This window comes from Phyllobacterium sp. OV277 (assembly GCF_900104355.1).
Classification (GTDB): Bacteria; Pseudomonadota; Alphaproteobacteria; order Rhizobiales; family Rhizobiaceae; genus Phyllobacterium.
Genome location: NZ_FNIY01000003.1, coordinates 108,099 through 126,402, shown reverse-complemented (window position 1 = coordinate 126,402; position 18,304 = coordinate 108,099). Strand labels below are relative to the sequence as shown.

The following is an 18,304-nucleotide window of genomic DNA, read 5'->3' as shown; positions in this document are numbered from 1 at the left end:
TATGACGATCTAATTTGACTGCACGCGTGCGTAGGCGAGCATAGCCCGCCCGTCCTGCAGGTCTTTCTCCAGAGTTTGCAGCATCATGCGAAACGCCTGCGCTTCGATATCCGATGCGCGCACAAATCTGATGGCGCCGATTTTACTGACGGAAACTTTGCCGAGGCGATCGGCCCAGTTTGAAGCCGCAGTCGCTCCTTCGTATTTTACAGCAAGATAAAGGCTGAGGTGATTCTTTTGCAGGGCCAGCCCAACTATGGGCCACGCGATGGGACGGTCGGATGATTTGACGTTGTAGGCAAAGCGGCCATAGCCAATCATCGACATCCGCATACCCGGCATGCCCGCAGGCGTACCGGCGACGAACCATCTGGTCCAATCAGGCACTGCGCTGCGTATCATCTCGTCAACGGCATGAAGATCGTTTTCGCGCGACGGATCAAACTCAAAATATGCGGCAATATTTGATGCGTTTACCTCGAACAATTTTGCGTTTCCCCATTTGTGACCGGAGCCATCCTAGAGATCTTCAATCCATGCCGTTTGATCGCAATTGCTATAAGTGTCGGGTTGCGGTCCATCCAATCAGAATATCTACCGATAGCGGCACACAAACAGTTTTATGGCATATGCTTGCTTGAGAAATCCCTCATCGTATCGGATTGCACGACCATACCAGCCGGGATTGCCTAGCTTTGCTCCAGAACCACCACGCATGAATCAAGATCATTCGTCGCCAGATGAGCGTAGCGCATGGTCATCTGTAATGTCTGATGCCCGAGCCACATTTGTACACGCCGGATATCAATCCCGCCGCGCACCAGCCGTGAGGCGCAGGTGTGCCGCAAAATATGCGGGACGACCTGATCATCCGCCCCCAATCCCACCTCTGCCTTGGCCTCATTCCAGATGGCGCGGAAACGCACCTGATTGTGCATGGAGAAGGGGCCTTTCAAGCGCCCACGCGCGATCTGCGTCGCCTCATGCGCGCGTCTCGTCAGTGGAACCGTGCGGCTGCGCCCGGATTTTGTCAGCCAGAATGTCGCCCGGCTCCCCTGCAAATCATTCCAGCATAGCCCAATCGCTTCACCCAGCCGGCAACCCGTATCGACAAGAAAGACGCTGAGGCGATAGCTGTCCTCGCATTTGGCCCTGACGGCTGAAAACAGGCGCAATTCCTCCTCCGCTTCCAGAAAGCGAATGCGGCCTTGCCGCTCTTTCTGGCGACGAAATTCCGGCAGGTTGTAAATATCGCCCATCTTGCACGCTTTCCGGAGCAATTTGCTCAAGGCAGCCATCTTTCGATTGATGGTTGCATTGCTATTGCCGCGTTCGCGTAGCGTGCCGATCACAGAGTCCAGCATTTCCTGCGAAAAGACGCTGAAACGCTCGCCGACCAAAATTTCACTGATTTCTCCGAGGAAGGACTTCACATTGCCTTTGTGCGAACCTTCATCCCAGAGGACACTGATATAATGTGCCGTCAGTTCGCCGAGGGAATGGTCCTTGACCAGCCGTTTGGTTGCGTGATCCGTCGATGCGTAGGTGAGATTATATTGAAACCGCAGCGGGAAATTCACATCCGGCTGCCCGTTACCCATGGGTGACACTGTCATAATGATCGCACTCTAAATCTGAAAAATATGCATAAAGAAAATATACAACGAGTTGTAATCGTCTTTCAGAAAAGCGCAATCGGGTGTCTTATACAACTTTAGGCTAATAAAATCCCGTTTGATGAAGCCTTGCACAACCTCATCAACGACCAATGCCCATCGGTATTGTCCAAACATTTCAATATCTCCTCGGCCTGCGACCGGTTCGGATTCCTTTCTCTGTTAAATGTCTGTGCGCGCGATAACGAACGCTGAAAAAATGATGTTTGAATAAGTGTGTATTGGGAAAATCCAACGCCGGAAAAACCCGGCGTTGGCTGTTCGCGTCTCAGTATTTAGAAATTGCGCTGGAAGCGGATCAAGCCACCGAAGGCATCATCGCCGCCCTTATTGGCAATGGAGGTCGCCTTACGGTCCCCATCAAACTTGGTATAGTTGAGTTCAGGTGTGATCTTGAAACCAGGTACCAATTCATAACCAACGTTCAAGGCTGCCGCATAGGTGCCTTCGGACTCATAAGCCAACTGGGCATTGACCACTGCCTTATCGGACACCTTGGCAGTCAGGCCACCCCAAACGGCCCAATCACCGTTCCATGCGCCGTAATAGGAAGCGGTACGCTTCTCTTTGGTGTGATCCCCATAACCGGACTGGTAACCACCAAGGACAAAGGCAGAGAGAGTGTCGGTGAGCTTCACATCCAAACGCACTTTGCCGGCGAACTCTTCAACAACGGAATCGTAACCGACAACGCCGGAGATACCACCCCAACCCTGCTCGAACTTCGCGCCAGCAACAATATGCGGCGTGTAGTCTGTGATCAGGTGATCCTTGTCGCCCTGTTCCAGACCAATCAGGGCCGAGAAGCCATTGCCACCGGCAAAGGTATAGCTGACCTGATTGCTTTCACCACCGGCATAAGCGATCGTATCGTCAGTGATCACATTACCAGCTGAGCCGGTCCAGGTATCATAGAGCGAATCTGTGGCCCCGATGCGGAAGCCGCCAAGTTCGATATAGGCGTGCGGAAGAGCGGCCTTGTTCTCACCATTCTCATAGTTGAATTGTGTTTCGGCATAGGAGCGCAATGTGCCAAGTTCGGTGTCCGAGCGCGCATCAAAGCGAACTGTCGCGCGGGATTTCAGTTTCCAGGTGCTAAGCTTGCCGCCCTTGGAGACGTCATCGCCACCCTTGGCTTCAAACCGCACATAGCCGCCGACCTTCAGGCAGGTTTCGCTGCCCGGGATATAATAGAAGCCTTTGCCGTATGCGTCGCAAACGCGAACGTATTCGACAGCTTCTGGCTCAGCGACAACAACTGCGTCTGCAGCGCGGGCGCCGGTTACTGCAACGAGGGCTGCAGCGGAGCCGAGTAGAAGGCTCTTAATGTTCATTTCTGACCTCCAGTCAAAGTTTGACCGGAAGCCTGGTTGATTACAGGAGATCAGCCTTGCAGTTTGGACGTCAGGTCAGGGTTCAATGCCCGACAGTTCCAGAGAACAAATTGACGATGAGGACGCCCGATATAATGAGAGCGAGGCCAATGATAGCCGGTAGATCCAGCGGTTGCTTGAACCAGAACCAGCCGATGGCTGCGATGAGCACGATTCCTGCGCCGGACCAGATTGCATAAACAATGCCAACGGGCATGGTTTTGACCAGGATGGACAGGAAATAAAAGGCTGCCGCATAGCCCGCCAGACAGATGAGAGACGGCCAAAGCTTTGTAAAACCATCAGCTTGTTTGAGCGCAGACGTCGCGGCCACTTCAAAGACTATGGCTACAACAAGATAGAAATAAGTCATGGCAGACCACCTGTCAGAATCAGCATGCAATCGGTTCGATTCGATTCACACGCAGTAAATATGCTGGTGATGGATGCCCGATTCCTCGCCAAAATGCCGTTCTGTTTCCGCCATCGGTATGGTCGATTTTATGAAAATCCGGTTACCTATATTAATGAGTGGTAAAGATTTCGCTGGCCCCGCGGCGATTTCGTGTCATTTGTGCAACAGGGATAAGGCATAGAGCCCCCTCGAGGTGTGGATGCCGACATTCGTGGTTGAAACCCGGGAGATGGCGAGTATGTTCGGTCGCAGAGGAAGGGCGTTCGCCGCATTTCTTCTTGGACTTAGGGGATGGGGACAAGGTTGTCCTTCAGCCAAATTGGAATGCCCAGACCCATTTTTAACTTTGACTGGAGGTCAGAAATGAACATCAAGAGCCTTCTACTCGGCTCCGCTGCAGCTCTCGTTGCAGTAACCGGCGCCCGCGCTGCAGACGCAGTTGTTGTCGCTGAGCCAGAAGCTGTCGAATACGTTCGCGTTTGCGATGCGTACGGCGCAGGCTTCTTCTACATCCCAGGCACCGAGACTTGCTTGAAAATCGGCGGTTACTTGCGTTATGACGCCAAGGGCGGCGACGAAGTTTATGCCGGTGGTGAACGCGGTACTTGGGGTAAGCAGACACGTGCAACTGTTCGTTTCGACGCTCGTTCGGAAACAGAACTCGGCACACTGCAGTCCTTCATCGAAACACGTTTCAACTACACGAACGGTGAAAACAGCGGCGGTCTGATTCCTCAGGCTTACATCCAGCTCGGCGGCTTCCGTATCGGTGTTGCTGACGAAATCTTCGGTTCGTGGACCGATTATGCTGGTGGCAAGATCATCAACGATGACGTGATCAACTATCAGTCCGGCACTTCCAACCAGGTTAGCTACACCTTCACTGGTGGCAATGGTTTCTCAGCAATCGTTGCTGCTGAACAGGGCCAGCGCGAAGACAACAACTACTACAACTACGACTATCGCATTGACGACTACATGCCACACGTTCTGGCTGGTGCGAAGTTCGAACAGGCTTGGGGCAAGGTCTCCGGCGTTGTTGGCTATGACTCAGTTGTAGAAGAATTCGCTGGCAAGCTGCGTTTGGATGTGAAGTTCACAGACACGGTTTCGGCTTTCGTCATGGGTGGCTACCAGTCCAACTGGGATGATCTGCACGACAAGGGTCAGCGCAACTGGTTCGGCACCTGGGAAGGTGACTGGGCTGCTTGGGGCGGCATCGAAGCCAAGGTTTCCGAGAAGGCCGTTGTTAGCGCACAGGTTGCTTACGAATCCGAAGGCACATGGGCAGCAACTGCAAACGTTGCATACGAACTGGTTCCTGGCTTCACGATCACTCCTGAAGTTAGCTACACCAAGTTCGACGGCGACCGTAAGACGTTCGCTGAAGGCCTGAAGGGCAACAAGGACGACGCAATCGGCGGTATGATCCGTTTCCAGCGTAACTTCTAATCCTTCTTAGGATTAAGTTGATCAAGACCCGGCAGCGCAAGCTGCCGGGTTTTTCTTTGCGGCTGATATAGAGCAAGTCCGGCAGTGCATCATTTGATGCCGGGCACCGTTTGGTGCCGGACACCATGTTGATATTCCTGATCACATGGGGCAAGACAGCATCCTGTCTGATTGCCATAAGGGAACACGCCCCACATGCACATTGTCAAAAGCTGGTTTTGGCCCGGTATCATCACCGTTGCATGTCTGACGACACTCGCCGGCTGGTTTCTCGCTGAACCCGTAGACCGGCAATTGACCGAAACGGTCAGCACGGCGCTGGAAGTCGACAATGGCTGGGCCAGCATCGAGGTCGAGGGCCGCGATCTGACCCTGAAAGGCGTGGCGCCGTCCGAAGAAGCGCTCGCATCAGCGCTGAAAATTGCCAATGAAACCAATGGCATTCGTGTGGTTGAAAACGCAGCAACGCTTTTGCCACTGATCGATCCTTTCAGTTTCGTGGTGACAAAGTCCGATCAGGGGATTCTTCTGTCTGGAAATGTTCCCTACGGTGATACGCGCGCCAAACTTCTGGCAGCGGCCGAAAGTGCCATGCCGGGCATTGATATCATTGATGAGATGGCGGTTGCGCGCGGTGCGCCGAAGGGATTTATTGAACTTGCCAACTTCGCTTTGCAGCAGGCATCGCAGTTGGTGAGCGGGGAGGTTAGTCTTGCCGGAGAGAGCTACAGCATCGATGGAACAGCCGCAAATGCGGCCGATTATGAGTCGATCACCAACGCATTGAAGACACAACTGCCGGGTAATGGTAAGGTCGGTGACGTAAAACTTGCACCTCCCGCCGTCAGCAATGCCGGATGAGAATCACAGGGCAGCCTACTCAACAGGAGCGTGAACAATGATGTATCTCATCACCAAGCTATGGTTTTTTCTGTTGGTGGCTGTTCTGGTCGGCTTTTATGTTGGCTGGTCGACCGCTGGCGAGAAACACAACTGAACGTCGTTGAAATCGGGGTAAAGAGCTATGGTCATCTTTCTTGTTCAATCCCTTTTGCTCATCGCAGCGGCCTTTATCATCGGCGCCATTTTAGGACGCGTTTTCAAACGGTTCTCTCCAAAAACGGATTCCGTGTCTGAAGAATCAACCCGCGCTGCCGATGTGCGTCTGGCAGCAGCAGTCACCCCCGCCAATGACGATGTAAGCAAACCGGCAGCACGTGCTGCGGCGATGATACCCCCGGCGGAGCCAGTTCCTGCACTGGCTTCTTCCGCAGGTACCGCGATCAGTGCAGCTGCGAAAACGAAGACCAGAGCCCCCGGGAAGACCGCTCCAAAAAACCTGCAGGCGCGTCCGGTCAGGACGACTGAAGATGACAAACATCGTCCGGCAATTTTGAAGAATGCGCGGCGGGGCAAGCCGGACCAGTTGCTGGACATTGACGGTATCGGCAATGTCATCCAGTCCGAACTTTATGCACTCGGCGTGTTTCATTTCGACCAGATTGCCGGTTGGGATGCGGATCAGGCCGCATGGGTCAGCCGTGAGATCGGTTTCCCCGGTCGCGCGCATCGCGAAAACTGGATGAAGCAGGCGGCTGATCTGGCAAAGTCCGTGCCCGAGGCGGCTGCCAAATCGAAAGCTCCGGCTAAAGCCAAAGCGAAGGCGCCTGCCAAAAAGCCAGCGAAAACCTGATTATTCGCGCAGGTCGACGCCAGCCACAAAGGCCGCGATCAGATCAGGGATACGTCCGGTTTCAAGCAGTGGCGCGTGGCCCTGACCTGAAACATGGAACACCTGCAGCGAATTGTGCCGCCGCTGCATTTCCTCGACGGTTTCCTGTGCAAGCAGCTTTGTATTTTCGCCTCGGATAACCAGCAGCGGCAAATCTTTCATCAGATCGAACTGCGCCCACAGATCAGGCAATTTCTGCGTGTAATCAATGTTTTCCATCGTTTTCAGAAGGTTGGGATCATAGTCCGAGCGGATAACCCCATTGTCTTCACGATAGATCGCGCGGGCAAAACGTTGCCAGTCTTCACTGGTCAGAGCGGGAAAATATGCACCATGCACCTGACGTTGCAAGTCGGCGGCATCGTTCCAGTTTGTGGGCTGACGCGCGCCGTTGAGGTAGCTGCCGATCTGCTGCAGGCCTTCGACTGATATTTCCGGCCCAATATCATTCAGGATGACACCCGCCAGCAATTGCGGGGCAATAGCTGCCAGAATATGGGTAATCAGACCACCTCTGGAGGTGCCCAGAAAGACAGCCTGATTGATTTGCAGATGAGTAAGACCGGCAATGACATCACCGGCTTCGACGCCGATATTATAATGTGACCAGTCTGGATCATAGGCAGAACGCCCGCGTCCGCGATAGTCAAAGGTTACAACCGGACGTGGCGTTTGCGGATGCTGCGACAGGAAGAGCGCCAGTTCATGAAAATCACGGCTATTGCGGGTCAGTCCAGGCAAGCAGACAACGGGCAAATTACCGGTTTTCACCTCCGGTTGATACAGCCTGCCATAGAGTTGCAGACCGTCGGGGGCACTAAAATGAATATCACGAACTGAATCGGCCAATCTGCAATCCTGTTGCTGGGAGCTTATCTTAGCGTTGCAGCCTTCCGGCGGTCAGATCGCTCTCGATCTGAGCCTTGCCGTACAGCCGGGATTTGTACACTTCGTAGTTTTCCATCACACGTTGCACGTAATTGCGTGTCTCGGTGTAAGGAATGCGCTCGATCCAGTCGACCACCTCGTCGACGGATTTGCCGCGCGGATCGCCATAGCGTGAAACCCATTCATTGGCACGGCTGGGTCCCGCATTATAACCAGCGAACGTCAGGACATAGGAGCCATCGAATTTGGCGATCTGCTCGCCCAGAAAGCGTGCACCCAGCGTTGCGTTATAGGCTGCATCACCGGTCAGCCGGTCTTTCGAATAGGAGATACCCGCGCGCTTGGCCACCTCTTTTGCGGTGCCCGGCAGCAATTGCAACAGGCCGCGCGCACCAGCGCTGGAAACCGCACCGGCATTGAATTCGCTCTCCTGCCGGGCAATCGCATAGGCGAGGGCGGCACCGGAGCCGGAAATATTGGCATTGGTCGGAATGGCGCCGATAGGGTGCGAGAGGGCGCCGACATCGATACCGCGCTGGGCCGCTGTCTTGCCCACACGCAGCGCAACAAAGTGATTGCTCTTGCGCTCGGCCATGACAGCCAGCAGCGCCAGTTCGCCGGGGCTGTCGAGTTCCTGGCTGAGGCTGGTGTAGAGCATGGCGGCGCGCTGGTCATAGCCCGTATCTTCCAGCCGCTGAATAGCACGCACCGCTTCGCGCTGGGCAAAGCGGGCGCGGTCGGCATCGGAAGGACGCGGATAGGGAAGTTGCAGGCTCGACTGCCCAAGCTTCGCCGCCGCCAACTGGCCGTAGAATGTGGTGCCATAGCGTGCCGCGCGGCTGTAATAGTCTTTGGCATTGCCGCCAGCGCCAGCTTCGGCGGAGCGGCCAAGCCAGTAATAGGCGCGTGAGGCCGACATGGGGCGCGACGAAATTTCCGCGATACGGGCAAAATGGCGCTGGGCCGTTTGCGGGTCTTTCAGCGCACGCAGGGCGTACCAGCCCGCATGGAACTCGGCTTCGGCCGCGACGGAAGGCGTTTCGGCACTGTGCATGGCTGCGATCGTATAGGCGCGTTTGGCATCGCCAATATCGAGGAGTTCACGCGAAAGCACGCGCCGCTCCATCCACCATGCATCCGGATCAATCAGCGATGCCGCATCGCGCGGTGCGGTAGCCAACACGTCAGCGGCTTCCTTGAAACGCTCCTGACGGCGCAGATATTGCGCCTTGGCAAAGATATAGGCCGGATTGGACTGCATGGAGCCATTGATATCGGCGAGCTTCTTGGCTGCATCAGGCGACTTCTGCAAAACCGCTGCAAAAGCGCTGTAAAGCGGCTCGGCATTGGCAAGCTGGGCAACGCGTCCGGCAGATTTCGCCTTACCCTCATAAAGCATGGTCAACATGCGCATCAGATGGTCCTCGCGCGGGATAACCTGTGCGAATTCCTTCAGAATCATCGCTTCCTGTGTGTCGTCGAGCTTTTTCGTACGCCAGAAGGGACCGAGAACCTGCCGTGCGCGGGCTGTGTTTCCAGTCGCGACAAAAGCGCGGGCGAGGATGATTGTGCCCTCTGCCGTTTGCGGCGGTGTGCCACCAAAGGCGCTGATGACGGTGGCTGGAGCCGGATTCTCCTTATAGAGCGCCCGTTCCGAATTATTGCGGAAGGTCGCCATTCCCGGCCAGCCCGGCAGTTCAGCGGCGGCATGGGCAATTTCGGAGCTGGGAATACCCGGTGCATTCGACAGGCCAATGGCCCATGTCAGAATATGCCGGTCCAGCGCATTGACAGACAGGCCGTTGCGAATGCCCAGCGCCTGCTGCACATCCCCGCTGGAAAGGGCATCAAGACCGGTTTTCAGGCTGCCGGCAATGGCTGTGGGACTTGATGGCTGGGCGATCCCTGCGGTTGTGACCGGATCTGGCTTTGCCAGAATCTGTGCCGCCGGGCTGCTGCGCGTCTGTGTTGGTGCAAAGGGATTGAGTGCTGGTACGGGCGGTGTTGAATTTTGCGCAAGCGAAGCCGTCGTCACAAGCAGCGATGACGCAAGAAGAACATGACGCAAAACAGAAGTTCTCAGCATTCAGACAACCAGTTTATTCGAAAGGGGTCGCATCACAGTCCCGGACCCAGAACTGTTGGATCAGATAATAATGGCGGACGTGTGAAGGCACTCTTAACGAAAGGTTATCACGATCCGTTGCTTTTGACGAAACCATCAATTGCTTTGCTGTTTTTCATCAATGAAATCATCTTGCCCGGCGAAGGTTGCACGACTATGGTGCGCCACCTTATGGTCAGTACCATATCGGTTCTGCCATGAACCTAATCTTGTTTTCTTGGAGTTCACCATGCTGAAAGGCTCAATCACCGCTCTCGTCACGCCATTCGACCAAAACGGCTCGTTTGACGAGAAAGCCTTTCGTGCATTTCTCGGCTGGCAGATTGCTGAAGGCACCAATGGTTTCGTTCCTGTCGGTACGACGGGCGAATCGCCAACACTGTCCCATGCCGAACACAAGCGCGTGGTTGAGGTTTGCGTCGAGGAAGCCAAGGGCAAGGTTCCTGTTATTGCCGGTGCAGGGTCCAACAACACCCGTGAAGCCATTGAACTGGCTCAGCACGCGGAAAAGGCAGGCGCCGATGCCATTCTGGTTGTGACGCCCTATTACAACAAGCCGAACCAGCGTGGTCTCTATGCTCATTACAAGGCAGTGGCCGAATCTGTCTCGCTGCCCATTATCATTTATAATATTCCGGGCCGCTCTGTTATCGACATGACCCCGGAGACGATGGGCCAGCTGGCGCACGACTTCAAGAATATTGCTGGCGTCAAGGATGCGACCGGCAAGATTGAGCGCGTCTCGGAACAGCGCATCACCTGTGGGCTGGATTTCATTCAACTATCCGGAGAAGACGCGACAGCGCTCGGCTTTAACGCCCATGGCGGCGTTGGCTGCATTTCCGTAACCTCGAATATCGCTCCGCGCCTTTGCGCTGAATTCCAGGCAGCGACCCTTCGGGGTGATTATCCGGCTGCACTGGCCATTCAGGATCGCCTGATGCCGTTGCACAAGGCACTCTTTATCGAGCCAAATCCAACGGGCCCGAAATATGCGCTTGCCAAGCTCGGCAAGATGAACAATTCGCTGCGTTCCCCGCTCGTCCCGATTGAAGCGGCAACCGCCGAACGCATTGATCAGGCGATGAAACATGCGGGGCTGATCAACTGATAATTCAGTTGGAAAGTACTATATAAGCCTCATGAATAAGCCCAAAGCTGCCAAAAAACCCATAACGGTTAACAAGATCATTGCTGAGAACCGCAGAGCGCGCTTCAATTTCGAGATTCTCGACACGATGGAGGCTGGCATTGTGCTGCAGGGCACCGAGGTGAAATCCCTGCGCAACAACCAGTCGAATATTGCGGAAAGCTATGCCAGCCTTGAGAATGGCGAATTCTGGCTGATCAATTCCTATATCCCTGAGTATCTGCAGGCCAACCGCTTCAACCATGCACCGCGCCGTCACCGCAAGCTGCTGGTCAGCAAGCGCGAAATGGCGCGGCTGGCACAGTCGGTTGATCGTGAAGGCATGACGGTCGTGCCATTGAAGCTCTATTTCAATGATCAGGGCAGGGCCAAGCTTGAACTCGCGGTCGCACGCGGCAAGAAGCTGCACGACAAGCGCGAGACGGAAAAGCAACGCGACTGGAACCGCGAAAAATCCCGCCTGCTACGCGATCGCGGTTGATTATTCTGGTTGTGAGGTACGTTTGATTTGCAGGGCCGTTGTGGTGGCGCTCACCAACGTTGCAGTTGCGGTTCGTGGTTCGACAAGCTCACCATGAGGGAGATGGGTGATGTAACGCTGATCACCGGCGTTGCAGAACTTGGCTCCCTGCAATCCTCACTCTCCCTCATGGTGAGCCTGTCGAACCACGCACAATAGTTTTGCAAGCGCTCACCCCCCTCTGTCCTGTCGGACTGCCGGGGCGAGCCACGGGTCTCGCCCGTCCTTCGGACCCCCCACAAGGGGGGAGATCAGCCTTCAATGCTATCTTGCACAATTTGCAAAGTTTCAGGTTGTGCAAAGGCGTAAATGTCAATGTGATCTCCCCCTTGTGGGGGAGATGTCCGACAGGACAGAGGGGGGTGAATACATCCCCAATATTGCAGTTGCTGCACAAGCTTCCCCATCACCACGCCCGCTTTTGCGTCTGGCTATTGAAAAGGTGGGAAAGACGGGCGATCCAAAGGGGAACGCGGAAGTCTTGGTATTGGTAGTGTAGTCTGTGCGTTCCCCGGAGATTTTCCTGCTTGAGACAAGAAACTCCCGGATCACCCGTCCCGATGACTGGTTTTACCCTTGTGAGATAAAACCTTTCCCCTGCGGTTGGGTTCTCCCCGCAGACAAAATCACCGATCCTTTCCTGACTTCAGAAGGTTTCCGGAGCATTCCCGCCGGAAAGGACACCATCAGAATAAGCGAGGTGGGATGGTGTTGGATAAGTTGGCAGGATTTTTTTGAGAATGGATGGTTGCAGTAACATGGGTCGTGGTTCGACAAGCTCACCATGAGGGAGAGGGAGGGTTGCAAGGTGCTCTATTCTGCACCGGTTGGCGATTAGCATTGCAGCCAACATTCTCCCTCATCCTGAGCCTGTCGAAGGGCGCGACAATGGTTGTGCAACCCACCCATCTCCCTCATGGTGAGCTTGCCCCTTATTCTACACCACCTCATCCAAATACGTCCGCACCGCGGCAAACACGCTCTTGAACATGGGTTCAGTCAATCGCCCTGTGTTGGTGTTGTAGCGCGAGCAGTGATAGCTGGAAAAAATCCTGATATTGCCGATATCCGACTGCCCGCCATGACTGAACGGAAACTTGGCAACCGGTTGCTTTAGCGCACGCACGGTGGATTGGTGCGCGATGGTGCCGAGAGTGACGATGGCACGCAGATTTTGGAATTGCTGGATCGATGGCGTCAAGAACCGGCGGCAATTGTTGATTTCAGCGCCAACAGGCTTGTTCTCGGGCGGAACACAGCGCACAGCATTGACGATCGATGTATTGAGCAGTTCCAGGCCATCATCCGGGCGCGCGGCAAACGTGCCGCGGGAAAAGCCGAATTCGGACAATGTGCCGTAGAGCAAATCGCCGGCATAGTCGCCGGTAAATGGGCGGCCCGTTCGGTTGGCACCGCGCAGGCCCGGGGCCAATCCGACGATCAGCAACTGTACGGATTCAATGCCGCCAGCCGGGAGGAATGCTGGAACCGGGGCATTGTGCCAGGTCGGTTCTTTCACACGCCATCCGGCGATGAAATCATGCAGGCGAGGACAGATCGGGCAATCGGGGGAGGGTTCTACGGTCATAGGGCGCTAGAAAGCACAATGCCGCACGGTTTTCCATGCGGCATCTCCACGTCTTTCAGCAAATATCAATAGTCGACTTGTTCTTCTTCGACACGGCGCGGTGCCCGCTCCGACGGCTCGCGGCCGATTTCCGTGCGCAACGATGTCAGGTCGATGAAATGATCAGCCTGACGGCGCAACTCATCCGATATCATTGGCGGCTGGGTCGAAAGGGTCGAGACAACACTGACCTTGCGGCCCTTGCGCTGCAAGGCTTCCACCAGCGAGCGGAAATCGCCATCGCCAGAGAAGATAACAAAATGGTCGACCGTATCGGTCAACTGCATGGCGTCGACAGCAAGTTCGATGTCCATATTGCCCTTGATCTTACGACGGCCGGCAGAATCAGTGAATTCCTTCGCAGGCTTGGTAACGACCTTGTACCCGTTATAGTCGAGCCAATCGATCAAAGGACGAATGGAGGAGTATTCTTGATCTTCAACAAGCGCAGTGTAGTAATACGCGCGAAGCAAATAACCTCTCTTCTGAAAAGCTGTAAGAAGCTTGCGATAATCAATATCAAATCCCAGTACCTTTGAGGCTGCGTAGAGATTTGCACCATCGATAAACAAGACGATCTTTTCACGTGGATCAAACATAATAATGTTCCATTTCAAAAAGGTGAGCTTCAATTTCAAATCAGCTTGGCAGTAATACAGCTCGATCTGATCTTATACGTAAGTAGCATATTTACTACGTCGGGTTCGGCTAAAAGCCAATACCTCGCCGGAAAATTTGTCCGAAATTTGGACAGATGTGCTCAATATATGGTGATCATTTTTTGGTCGCTCAACAGATGTTATGCAATAGCTCGACGGCTTTTGCTTGTTTTTTCTGCGCAACCGCGTTATGTCCGGCTTAATCCGCTAATTCAGTTAAAAATGAAAGGGGCAGTTCATGGCCCGCGTCACTGTTGAAGATTGCGTTGACAAGGTCGAAAACCGGTTTGAACTGGTTTTGCTCGCCAGTCACCGCGCGCGCCTGATTTCGCAGGGTGCAGCGATCACCATCGATCGCGACAATGATAAGAACCCGGTTGTTGCGCTGCGTGAAATCGCCGACGAAACCTTGTCACCGGGCGATCTGAAGGAAGACCTCATCCACTCGCTGCAGAAGCATGTGGAAGTGGACGAACCGGAAGCCGTTGCCGTTGTTGCGCAGGTCACATCAGGTGACAGCGAAGGCGGCGAGATTATCGAAGCGGATGCAGACGACAATGTTTCCTTCGACAGCATGTCGGAAGAAGAATTGCTGGCCGGTATCGAGGGCTTGGTAGCTCCGGAAAAAAGCGACGATTATTAATCAAATGTCGCGCTTGAAGCGCGACCGATTGCCAGTTCAGGCTATCTTGATGCGTCGCAGTCTTTCTGCGGCGCATTATTTTTGCGTCTTGGTAACGCAATTACCATATATCGCTTGATAATTTAGAGTTTTGAGTTTGGAGGCTACCGTCCATGATGCGTCAGTATGAGCTTGTCGAGCGTGTTCAGCGTTACAAGCCTGACGTCAATGAGGCGCTGCTCAACAAAGCCTATGTTTATGCCATGCAGAAGCATGGGCATCAGAAGCGCGCATCGGGCGATCCTTATTTTTCCCATCCGCTCGAAGTTGCCGCAATCCTCACCGACATGCATCTGGATGAGGCAACGATTGCCATCGCATTGCTGCATGACACAATCGAGGACACGTCAGCGACGCGGCAGGAAATCGATACGCTGTTCGGCCCTGATATCGGCAAGCTGGTCGAAGGGCTGACCAAGCTGAAAAAGCTTGATCTTGTCTCCAAGAAAGCGGTTCAGGCGGAAAACCTGCGCAAACTGCTGCTGGCGATTTCTGACGATGTACGCGTATTGCTCGTCAAGCTTGCTGACCGCCTGCACAATATGCGCACACTGCATCATGTGCCGCCGGACAAGCGCCTGCGCATCTCGGAAGAAACCATGGATATCTATGCACCGCTTGCGGGCCGCATGGGTATGCAGGACATGCGCGAAGAGCTGGAACAGCTGGCTTTCCGCTATATCAATCCGGAAGCTTTCAATGCGGTGACCAATCGGCTCGCCGAGTTGATGGAAAAGAATCGCAGCACGCTGGCGCAGATCGAGGCCGATCTTTCCAGCCTGTTCGAAAAGCACGGCATCAAGGCCAGTGTCAAAAGCCGCCAGAAGAAGGCATGGTCAGTCTTCCGCAAGATGGAAAGCAAGGGGCTGTCCTTCGAACAGCTCTCGGACATTTTCGGCTTCCGCGTCGTCGTTGATACGGTTGGCGATTGCTACAATGCGCTTGGCATCATCCATACGACGTGGTCCATGGTTCCGGGGCGCTTCAAGGATTACATCTCGACGCCCAAGCAGAACGATTATCGGTCAATCCACACAACCATTGTCGGACCATCGCGCCAGCGTGTCGAACTGCAGATCCGCACGCGCGAGATGAATGATATTGCCGAATATGGTGTGGCTGCCCATTCGATCTACAAGGATCGCGGCAGCGCGCAGAATCCGCATGTGATTTCGACTGAGACCAATGCCTATGCCTGGCTGCGGCAGACCATCGAGGCGCTGGCGGAAGGCGACAACCCGGAAGAATTTCTCGAACATACCAAGCTCGAACTGTTTCAGGATCAGGTTTTTTGTTTCACGCCGAAGGGACGTCTTATCGCTTTGCCGCGTGGTGCCACGCCAATTGATTTTGCCTATGCGGTGCACACCAACATCGGCGACAGCTGCGTTGGCGCCAAGGTCAATGGCCGCATCATGCCGCTGATGACCGAGCTGCATAATGGCGATGAAGTGGAAATTATCCGTTCCAAGGCGCAGACGCCGCCAGCCGCATGGGAATCCGTCGTCGTTACGGGCAAGGCGCGGGCTGCTATCAGGCGTGCAACGCGCATTGCCGTGCGCAAGCAATATTCCGGCCTTGGCACACAGATTCTTGAACGGGCGTTTGAACGGGCGGGCAAGGTCTATTCGCGCGATGAGTTGAAGAAGGGTCTGCCGCGTCTGGCACGCAAGGAAATCGATGATGTTCTGGCGGCTGTTGGTCGCGGTGAATTGCCATCCTCCGATGTCATGAAGGCGGTTTATCCTGAATATCAGGATTCAAAGCCCAAGCCGACACCAACCGAGCGCGAGGAAGGCTGGGTCAATTTCCGCAATACATCCGGCATGATTTTCAAGATACCGGAAGGCAGCGAAGGCACGACAGGCTGGGAGCCGGGCGGCCCGCACGCTCTGCCGATCCGTGGTGCCAGCCCTGATATGCCCGTGCATTTCTCGCCTGAGGGTGCGGTGCCCGGCGACCGCATTGTCGGTATTCTGCAGCCGGGCTCGGGCATGACGATCTACCCGATCCAGTCATCGGCCCTCATGGCCTATGATGATCAGCCGGAGCGCTGGATCGATGTGCGCTGGGATATTGACGAGAGCAGACGTGACCGGTTTCCGGCGCGGATCAATATTTCGGCGATCAATGCACCGGGATCACTGGCGGAGATCGCCGAGATCATTGCGGCGAACGAAACCAATATTCATAATCTCTCCATGGTCCGCACGGCGCCTGACTTTACGCAGATGATCGTCGATCTGGAGGTCTGGGATCTGAAACATCTCAACCGGATCCTGTCGAAACTCAAGGAAAGCAAATGCGTCAGCGATGCGCAACGCGTGAACGGATAGAGGGTACATATGAACACGGATGAAGTTCTTCAGGTATTTCGCGAAGCAGGGGCAGTGCTCGAAGGGCATTTTATCCTGACATCGGGCTTGCGCAGCCCGACATTCCTGCAAAAGGCCCGCGTGTTCATGCATGCTGACAAGACCGAGCGTGTCTGCCGGGCTCTTGCCGACAAGATCAGGGATGCTGGTCTTGGCCAGATCGATTATGTGGTTGGGCCGGCGATTGGCGGCATTATTCCGGCTTACGAGACATCACGCCACCTCGGCGTTCCTGCCATCTGGGTTGAACGGGAGAATGGTGTGTTCCGGCTGCGCCGCTTCGAGATCGCCAAGGGTGCCCGCGTTGTGATTGTCGAAGATATTGTCTCGACGGGCTTGTCGATCCGCGAGACCGTGACCACCTTGCAGGAACTGGGGGTCGATGTTCTTGCCGCTGCCTGCATCATCGATCGCTCTGCCGGAAAAACAAATGTCGGCGTGCCGCTGATCGCACTGGCGGAATATGAAGTACCGGCCTATCCTGCGGATCAATTACCACCCGAGCTTGCCGCAATTCCGCCCGTTAAGCCCGGTAGTCGTAATATCTGATTAACCATAAGAAGACAGCGCCTGAGACAGTTGCACACTCGCTGGCTCCGGCACCGAGGAACCTGAATACCAATGCTTTTCAAACGGCGTATCAAACCGGGCTTCCGTGAACGGATGCGTATTGCGCTGTGGCCACGCCGCTCCGTCGGCCGCTCCCTGCGCTATTTTGGCAAGCGCGTGCTGCGGCTGCGGGCGACGCCCCACGCCATTGCGGCAGGTCTTGCAGCGGGTATTTTTTCCTCGTTCATTCCCATTCTTGGCGTGCATATTGCTGTGGCGCTGGCCATTGCCTGGATCATTGGCGGCAATATAGCCGCCGCTATTCTCGGCACGACGCTCGGTAATCCACTTTTTCTGCCCGTCATCTGGGGCGCGACGCTGGAAGTTGGGCGTTTTATCCTGAGTGGCGGTCCGAGTGACGAACCTTTCCCGCATCATCTTGGCCATATGCTGCGGCATCTGGATTTCGTTGAGTTGTGGGGACCAATTGTCAAACCCATGCTGATTGGCGCAGTTCCCTTGGGATTGATTGCCGCACTCATTGTCTATTTCCCGACCCGCTGGATCGTTGCGAGCTTTCAGAATCGCCGAAAAGCCGGGTTTCGCATGGAAAAGGTCGCTGAACCGTCATGATCATCGGGATCGGCAGTGACCTGATCGATATACGGCGCATTGAAAAGACATTGGAACGGCATGGCGAGCGTTTCATCAACCGGGTGTACACATCCGTCGAGCAGGCCAAATCCGAGCGGCGCAAACAGCGTGCGGCATCCTATGCCAAGCGCTTTGCCGCCAAGGAAGCCTGCGCCAAGGCGCTTGGTACAGGTCTTTCCCACGGTGTTTTCTGGCGTGATATGGGTGTTGTGAACCTGCCGAGCGGCGCGCCGACCATGCGTCTCACCAATGGTGCGGCCAAGCGCCTTGATGCGATTCTCCCCCCTGGCCATACGGCAAAAATCCATGTGACCATCACCGATGATTTTCCACTTGCACAAGCATTCGTGATTATTGAAGCGTTGAAAATCGAACAATAGCCGTATTCAAACGTCATTGAGCTTGACCAAGCGGCATTGCCCCCTGC

At 54.9% G+C, this 18,304-nt stretch carries 17 protein-coding genes and 1 pseudogene; 10 read left to right on the top strand and 8 right to left on the bottom strand.

Annotated features, from left to right (window positions below):
* Positions 1-9: 9 nt before the first annotated feature.
* From BLU05_RS12365 to BLU05_RS12350, 4 genes and pseudogenes are all read right to left on the bottom strand, one after another.
* Entirely contained in the window at positions 10-486 is a 477-nt protein-coding gene (locus BLU05_RS12365; protein WP_091880456.1) for a hypothetical protein, read from the bottom strand.
* Positions 487-689: 203 nt separating this feature from the next.
* Positions 690-1,517 (bottom strand): annotated as a pseudogene (locus BLU05_RS12360) (site-specific integrase); the annotation flags it as partial.
* 434 nt (positions 1,518-1,951) lie between these two features.
* Complete coding sequence (locus tag BLU05_RS12355) at positions 1,952-3,010, bottom strand: porin (protein ID WP_091880453.1); 1,059 nt, start codon at positions 3,008-3,010, stop codon at positions 1,952-1,954.
* A gap of 82 nt (positions 3,011-3,092) precedes the next feature.
* Positions 3,093-3,422: a DMT family transporter gene (locus tag BLU05_RS12350; RefSeq protein ID WP_091880451.1), complete on the bottom strand. Its 330-nt coding sequence runs from the start codon at positions 3,420-3,422 to the stop codon at positions 3,093-3,095.
* A 405-nt stretch (positions 3,423-3,827) separates the two neighbouring features.
* Here BLU05_RS12350 and BLU05_RS12345 point away from each other — a divergent pair, with 405 nt between their 5' ends.
* The 3 genes from BLU05_RS12345 (at position 3,828) to BLU05_RS12335 (ending at position 6,609) form a co-directional block, all read left to right on the top strand.
* On the top strand, positions 3,828-4,916 hold the full coding sequence (locus tag BLU05_RS12345) for a porin (RefSeq protein WP_091880450.1): 1,089 nt from the start codon (positions 3,828-3,830) through the stop codon (positions 4,914-4,916).
* Between the two features lie 195 nt (positions 4,917-5,111).
* Complete coding sequence (locus tag BLU05_RS12340; protein WP_091880448.1) at positions 5,112-5,777, top strand: BON domain-containing protein; 666 nt, start codon at positions 5,112-5,114, stop codon at positions 5,775-5,777.
* A 268-nt stretch (positions 5,778-6,045) separates the two neighbouring features.
* On the top strand, positions 6,046-6,609 hold the full coding sequence (locus BLU05_RS12335) for a hypothetical protein (protein WP_139210436.1): 564 nt from the start codon (positions 6,046-6,048) through the stop codon (positions 6,607-6,609).
* On the opposite strand, the gene BLU05_RS12330 is transcribed toward BLU05_RS12335, so the two are convergent.
* Entirely contained in the window at positions 6,610-7,497 is an 888-nt protein-coding gene (locus tag BLU05_RS12330) for an alpha/beta fold hydrolase (protein WP_091880445.1), read from the bottom strand.
* 28 nt (positions 7,498-7,525) lie between these two features.
* On the bottom strand, positions 7,526-9,622 hold the full coding sequence (locus tag BLU05_RS12325) for a lytic transglycosylase domain-containing protein (protein WP_091880444.1): 2,097 nt from the start codon (positions 9,620-9,622) through the stop codon (positions 7,526-7,528).
* Between the two features lie 268 nt (positions 9,623-9,890).
* Between BLU05_RS12325 and dapA the strand changes: the two genes are divergently transcribed.
* The gene (gene dapA, locus BLU05_RS12320; RefSeq protein WP_091880442.1) at positions 9,891-10,772 is read left to right on the top strand and encodes a 4-hydroxy-tetrahydrodipicolinate synthase; all 882 of its coding nucleotides are present in this window, start codon (positions 9,891-9,893) and stop codon (positions 10,770-10,772) included.
* Between the two features lie 31 nt (positions 10,773-10,803).
* A complete protein-coding gene (smpB, locus tag BLU05_RS12315) occupies positions 10,804-11,292 on the top strand; it encodes an SsrA-binding protein SmpB (RefSeq protein ID WP_091880441.1) in 489 nt (162 codons plus the stop codon).
* Between the two features lie 976 nt (positions 11,293-12,268).
* Here smpB and BLU05_RS12310 read toward each other — a convergent pair.
* Both BLU05_RS12310 and BLU05_RS12305 read right to left on the bottom strand, forming a co-directional pair.
* The gene (locus BLU05_RS12310) at positions 12,269-12,919 is read right to left on the bottom strand and encodes a uracil-DNA glycosylase (protein ID WP_091880439.1); all 651 of its coding nucleotides are present in this window, start codon (positions 12,917-12,919) and stop codon (positions 12,269-12,271) included.
* A 65-nt stretch (positions 12,920-12,984) separates the two neighbouring features.
* Entirely contained in the window at positions 12,985-13,557 is a 573-nt protein-coding gene (locus tag BLU05_RS12305; RefSeq protein ID WP_091880438.1) for a LabA-like NYN domain-containing protein, read from the bottom strand.
* A 298-nt stretch (positions 13,558-13,855) separates the two neighbouring features.
* On the opposite strand from BLU05_RS12305, the gene rpoZ reads away from it, so the two are divergent.
* From rpoZ to acpS, 5 genes are all read left to right on the top strand, one after another.
* The gene (rpoZ, locus tag BLU05_RS12300; protein WP_091880436.1) at positions 13,856-14,260 is read left to right on the top strand and encodes a DNA-directed RNA polymerase subunit omega; all 405 of its coding nucleotides are present in this window, start codon (positions 13,856-13,858) and stop codon (positions 14,258-14,260) included.
* Positions 14,261-14,412: 152 nt separating this feature from the next.
* Positions 14,413-16,635: a RelA/SpoT family protein gene (locus BLU05_RS12295; protein WP_091880435.1), complete on the top strand. Its 2,223-nt coding sequence runs from the start codon at positions 14,413-14,415 to the stop codon at positions 16,633-16,635.
* A gap of 9 nt (positions 16,636-16,644) precedes the next feature.
* Positions 16,645-17,223 carry an orotate phosphoribosyltransferase gene (gene pyrE / locus BLU05_RS12290; RefSeq protein ID WP_091880433.1) on the top strand — a complete coding sequence of 193 codons (579 nt, stop codon included), beginning with the start codon at positions 16,645-16,647 and terminating at the stop codon, positions 17,221-17,223.
* A 72-nt stretch (positions 17,224-17,295) separates the two neighbouring features.
* Entirely contained in the window at positions 17,296-17,856 is a 561-nt protein-coding gene (locus tag BLU05_RS12285) for a DUF2062 domain-containing protein (protein ID WP_091880432.1), read from the top strand.
* Positions 17,853-18,257: a holo-ACP synthase gene (gene acpS / locus BLU05_RS12280; RefSeq protein ID WP_091880430.1), complete on the top strand. Its 405-nt coding sequence runs from the start codon at positions 17,853-17,855 to the stop codon at positions 18,255-18,257. Before BLU05_RS12285 ends, acpS begins: the two co-directional genes overlap by 4 nt.
* The last annotated feature ends 47 nt before the right edge of the window (positions 18,258-18,304 follow it).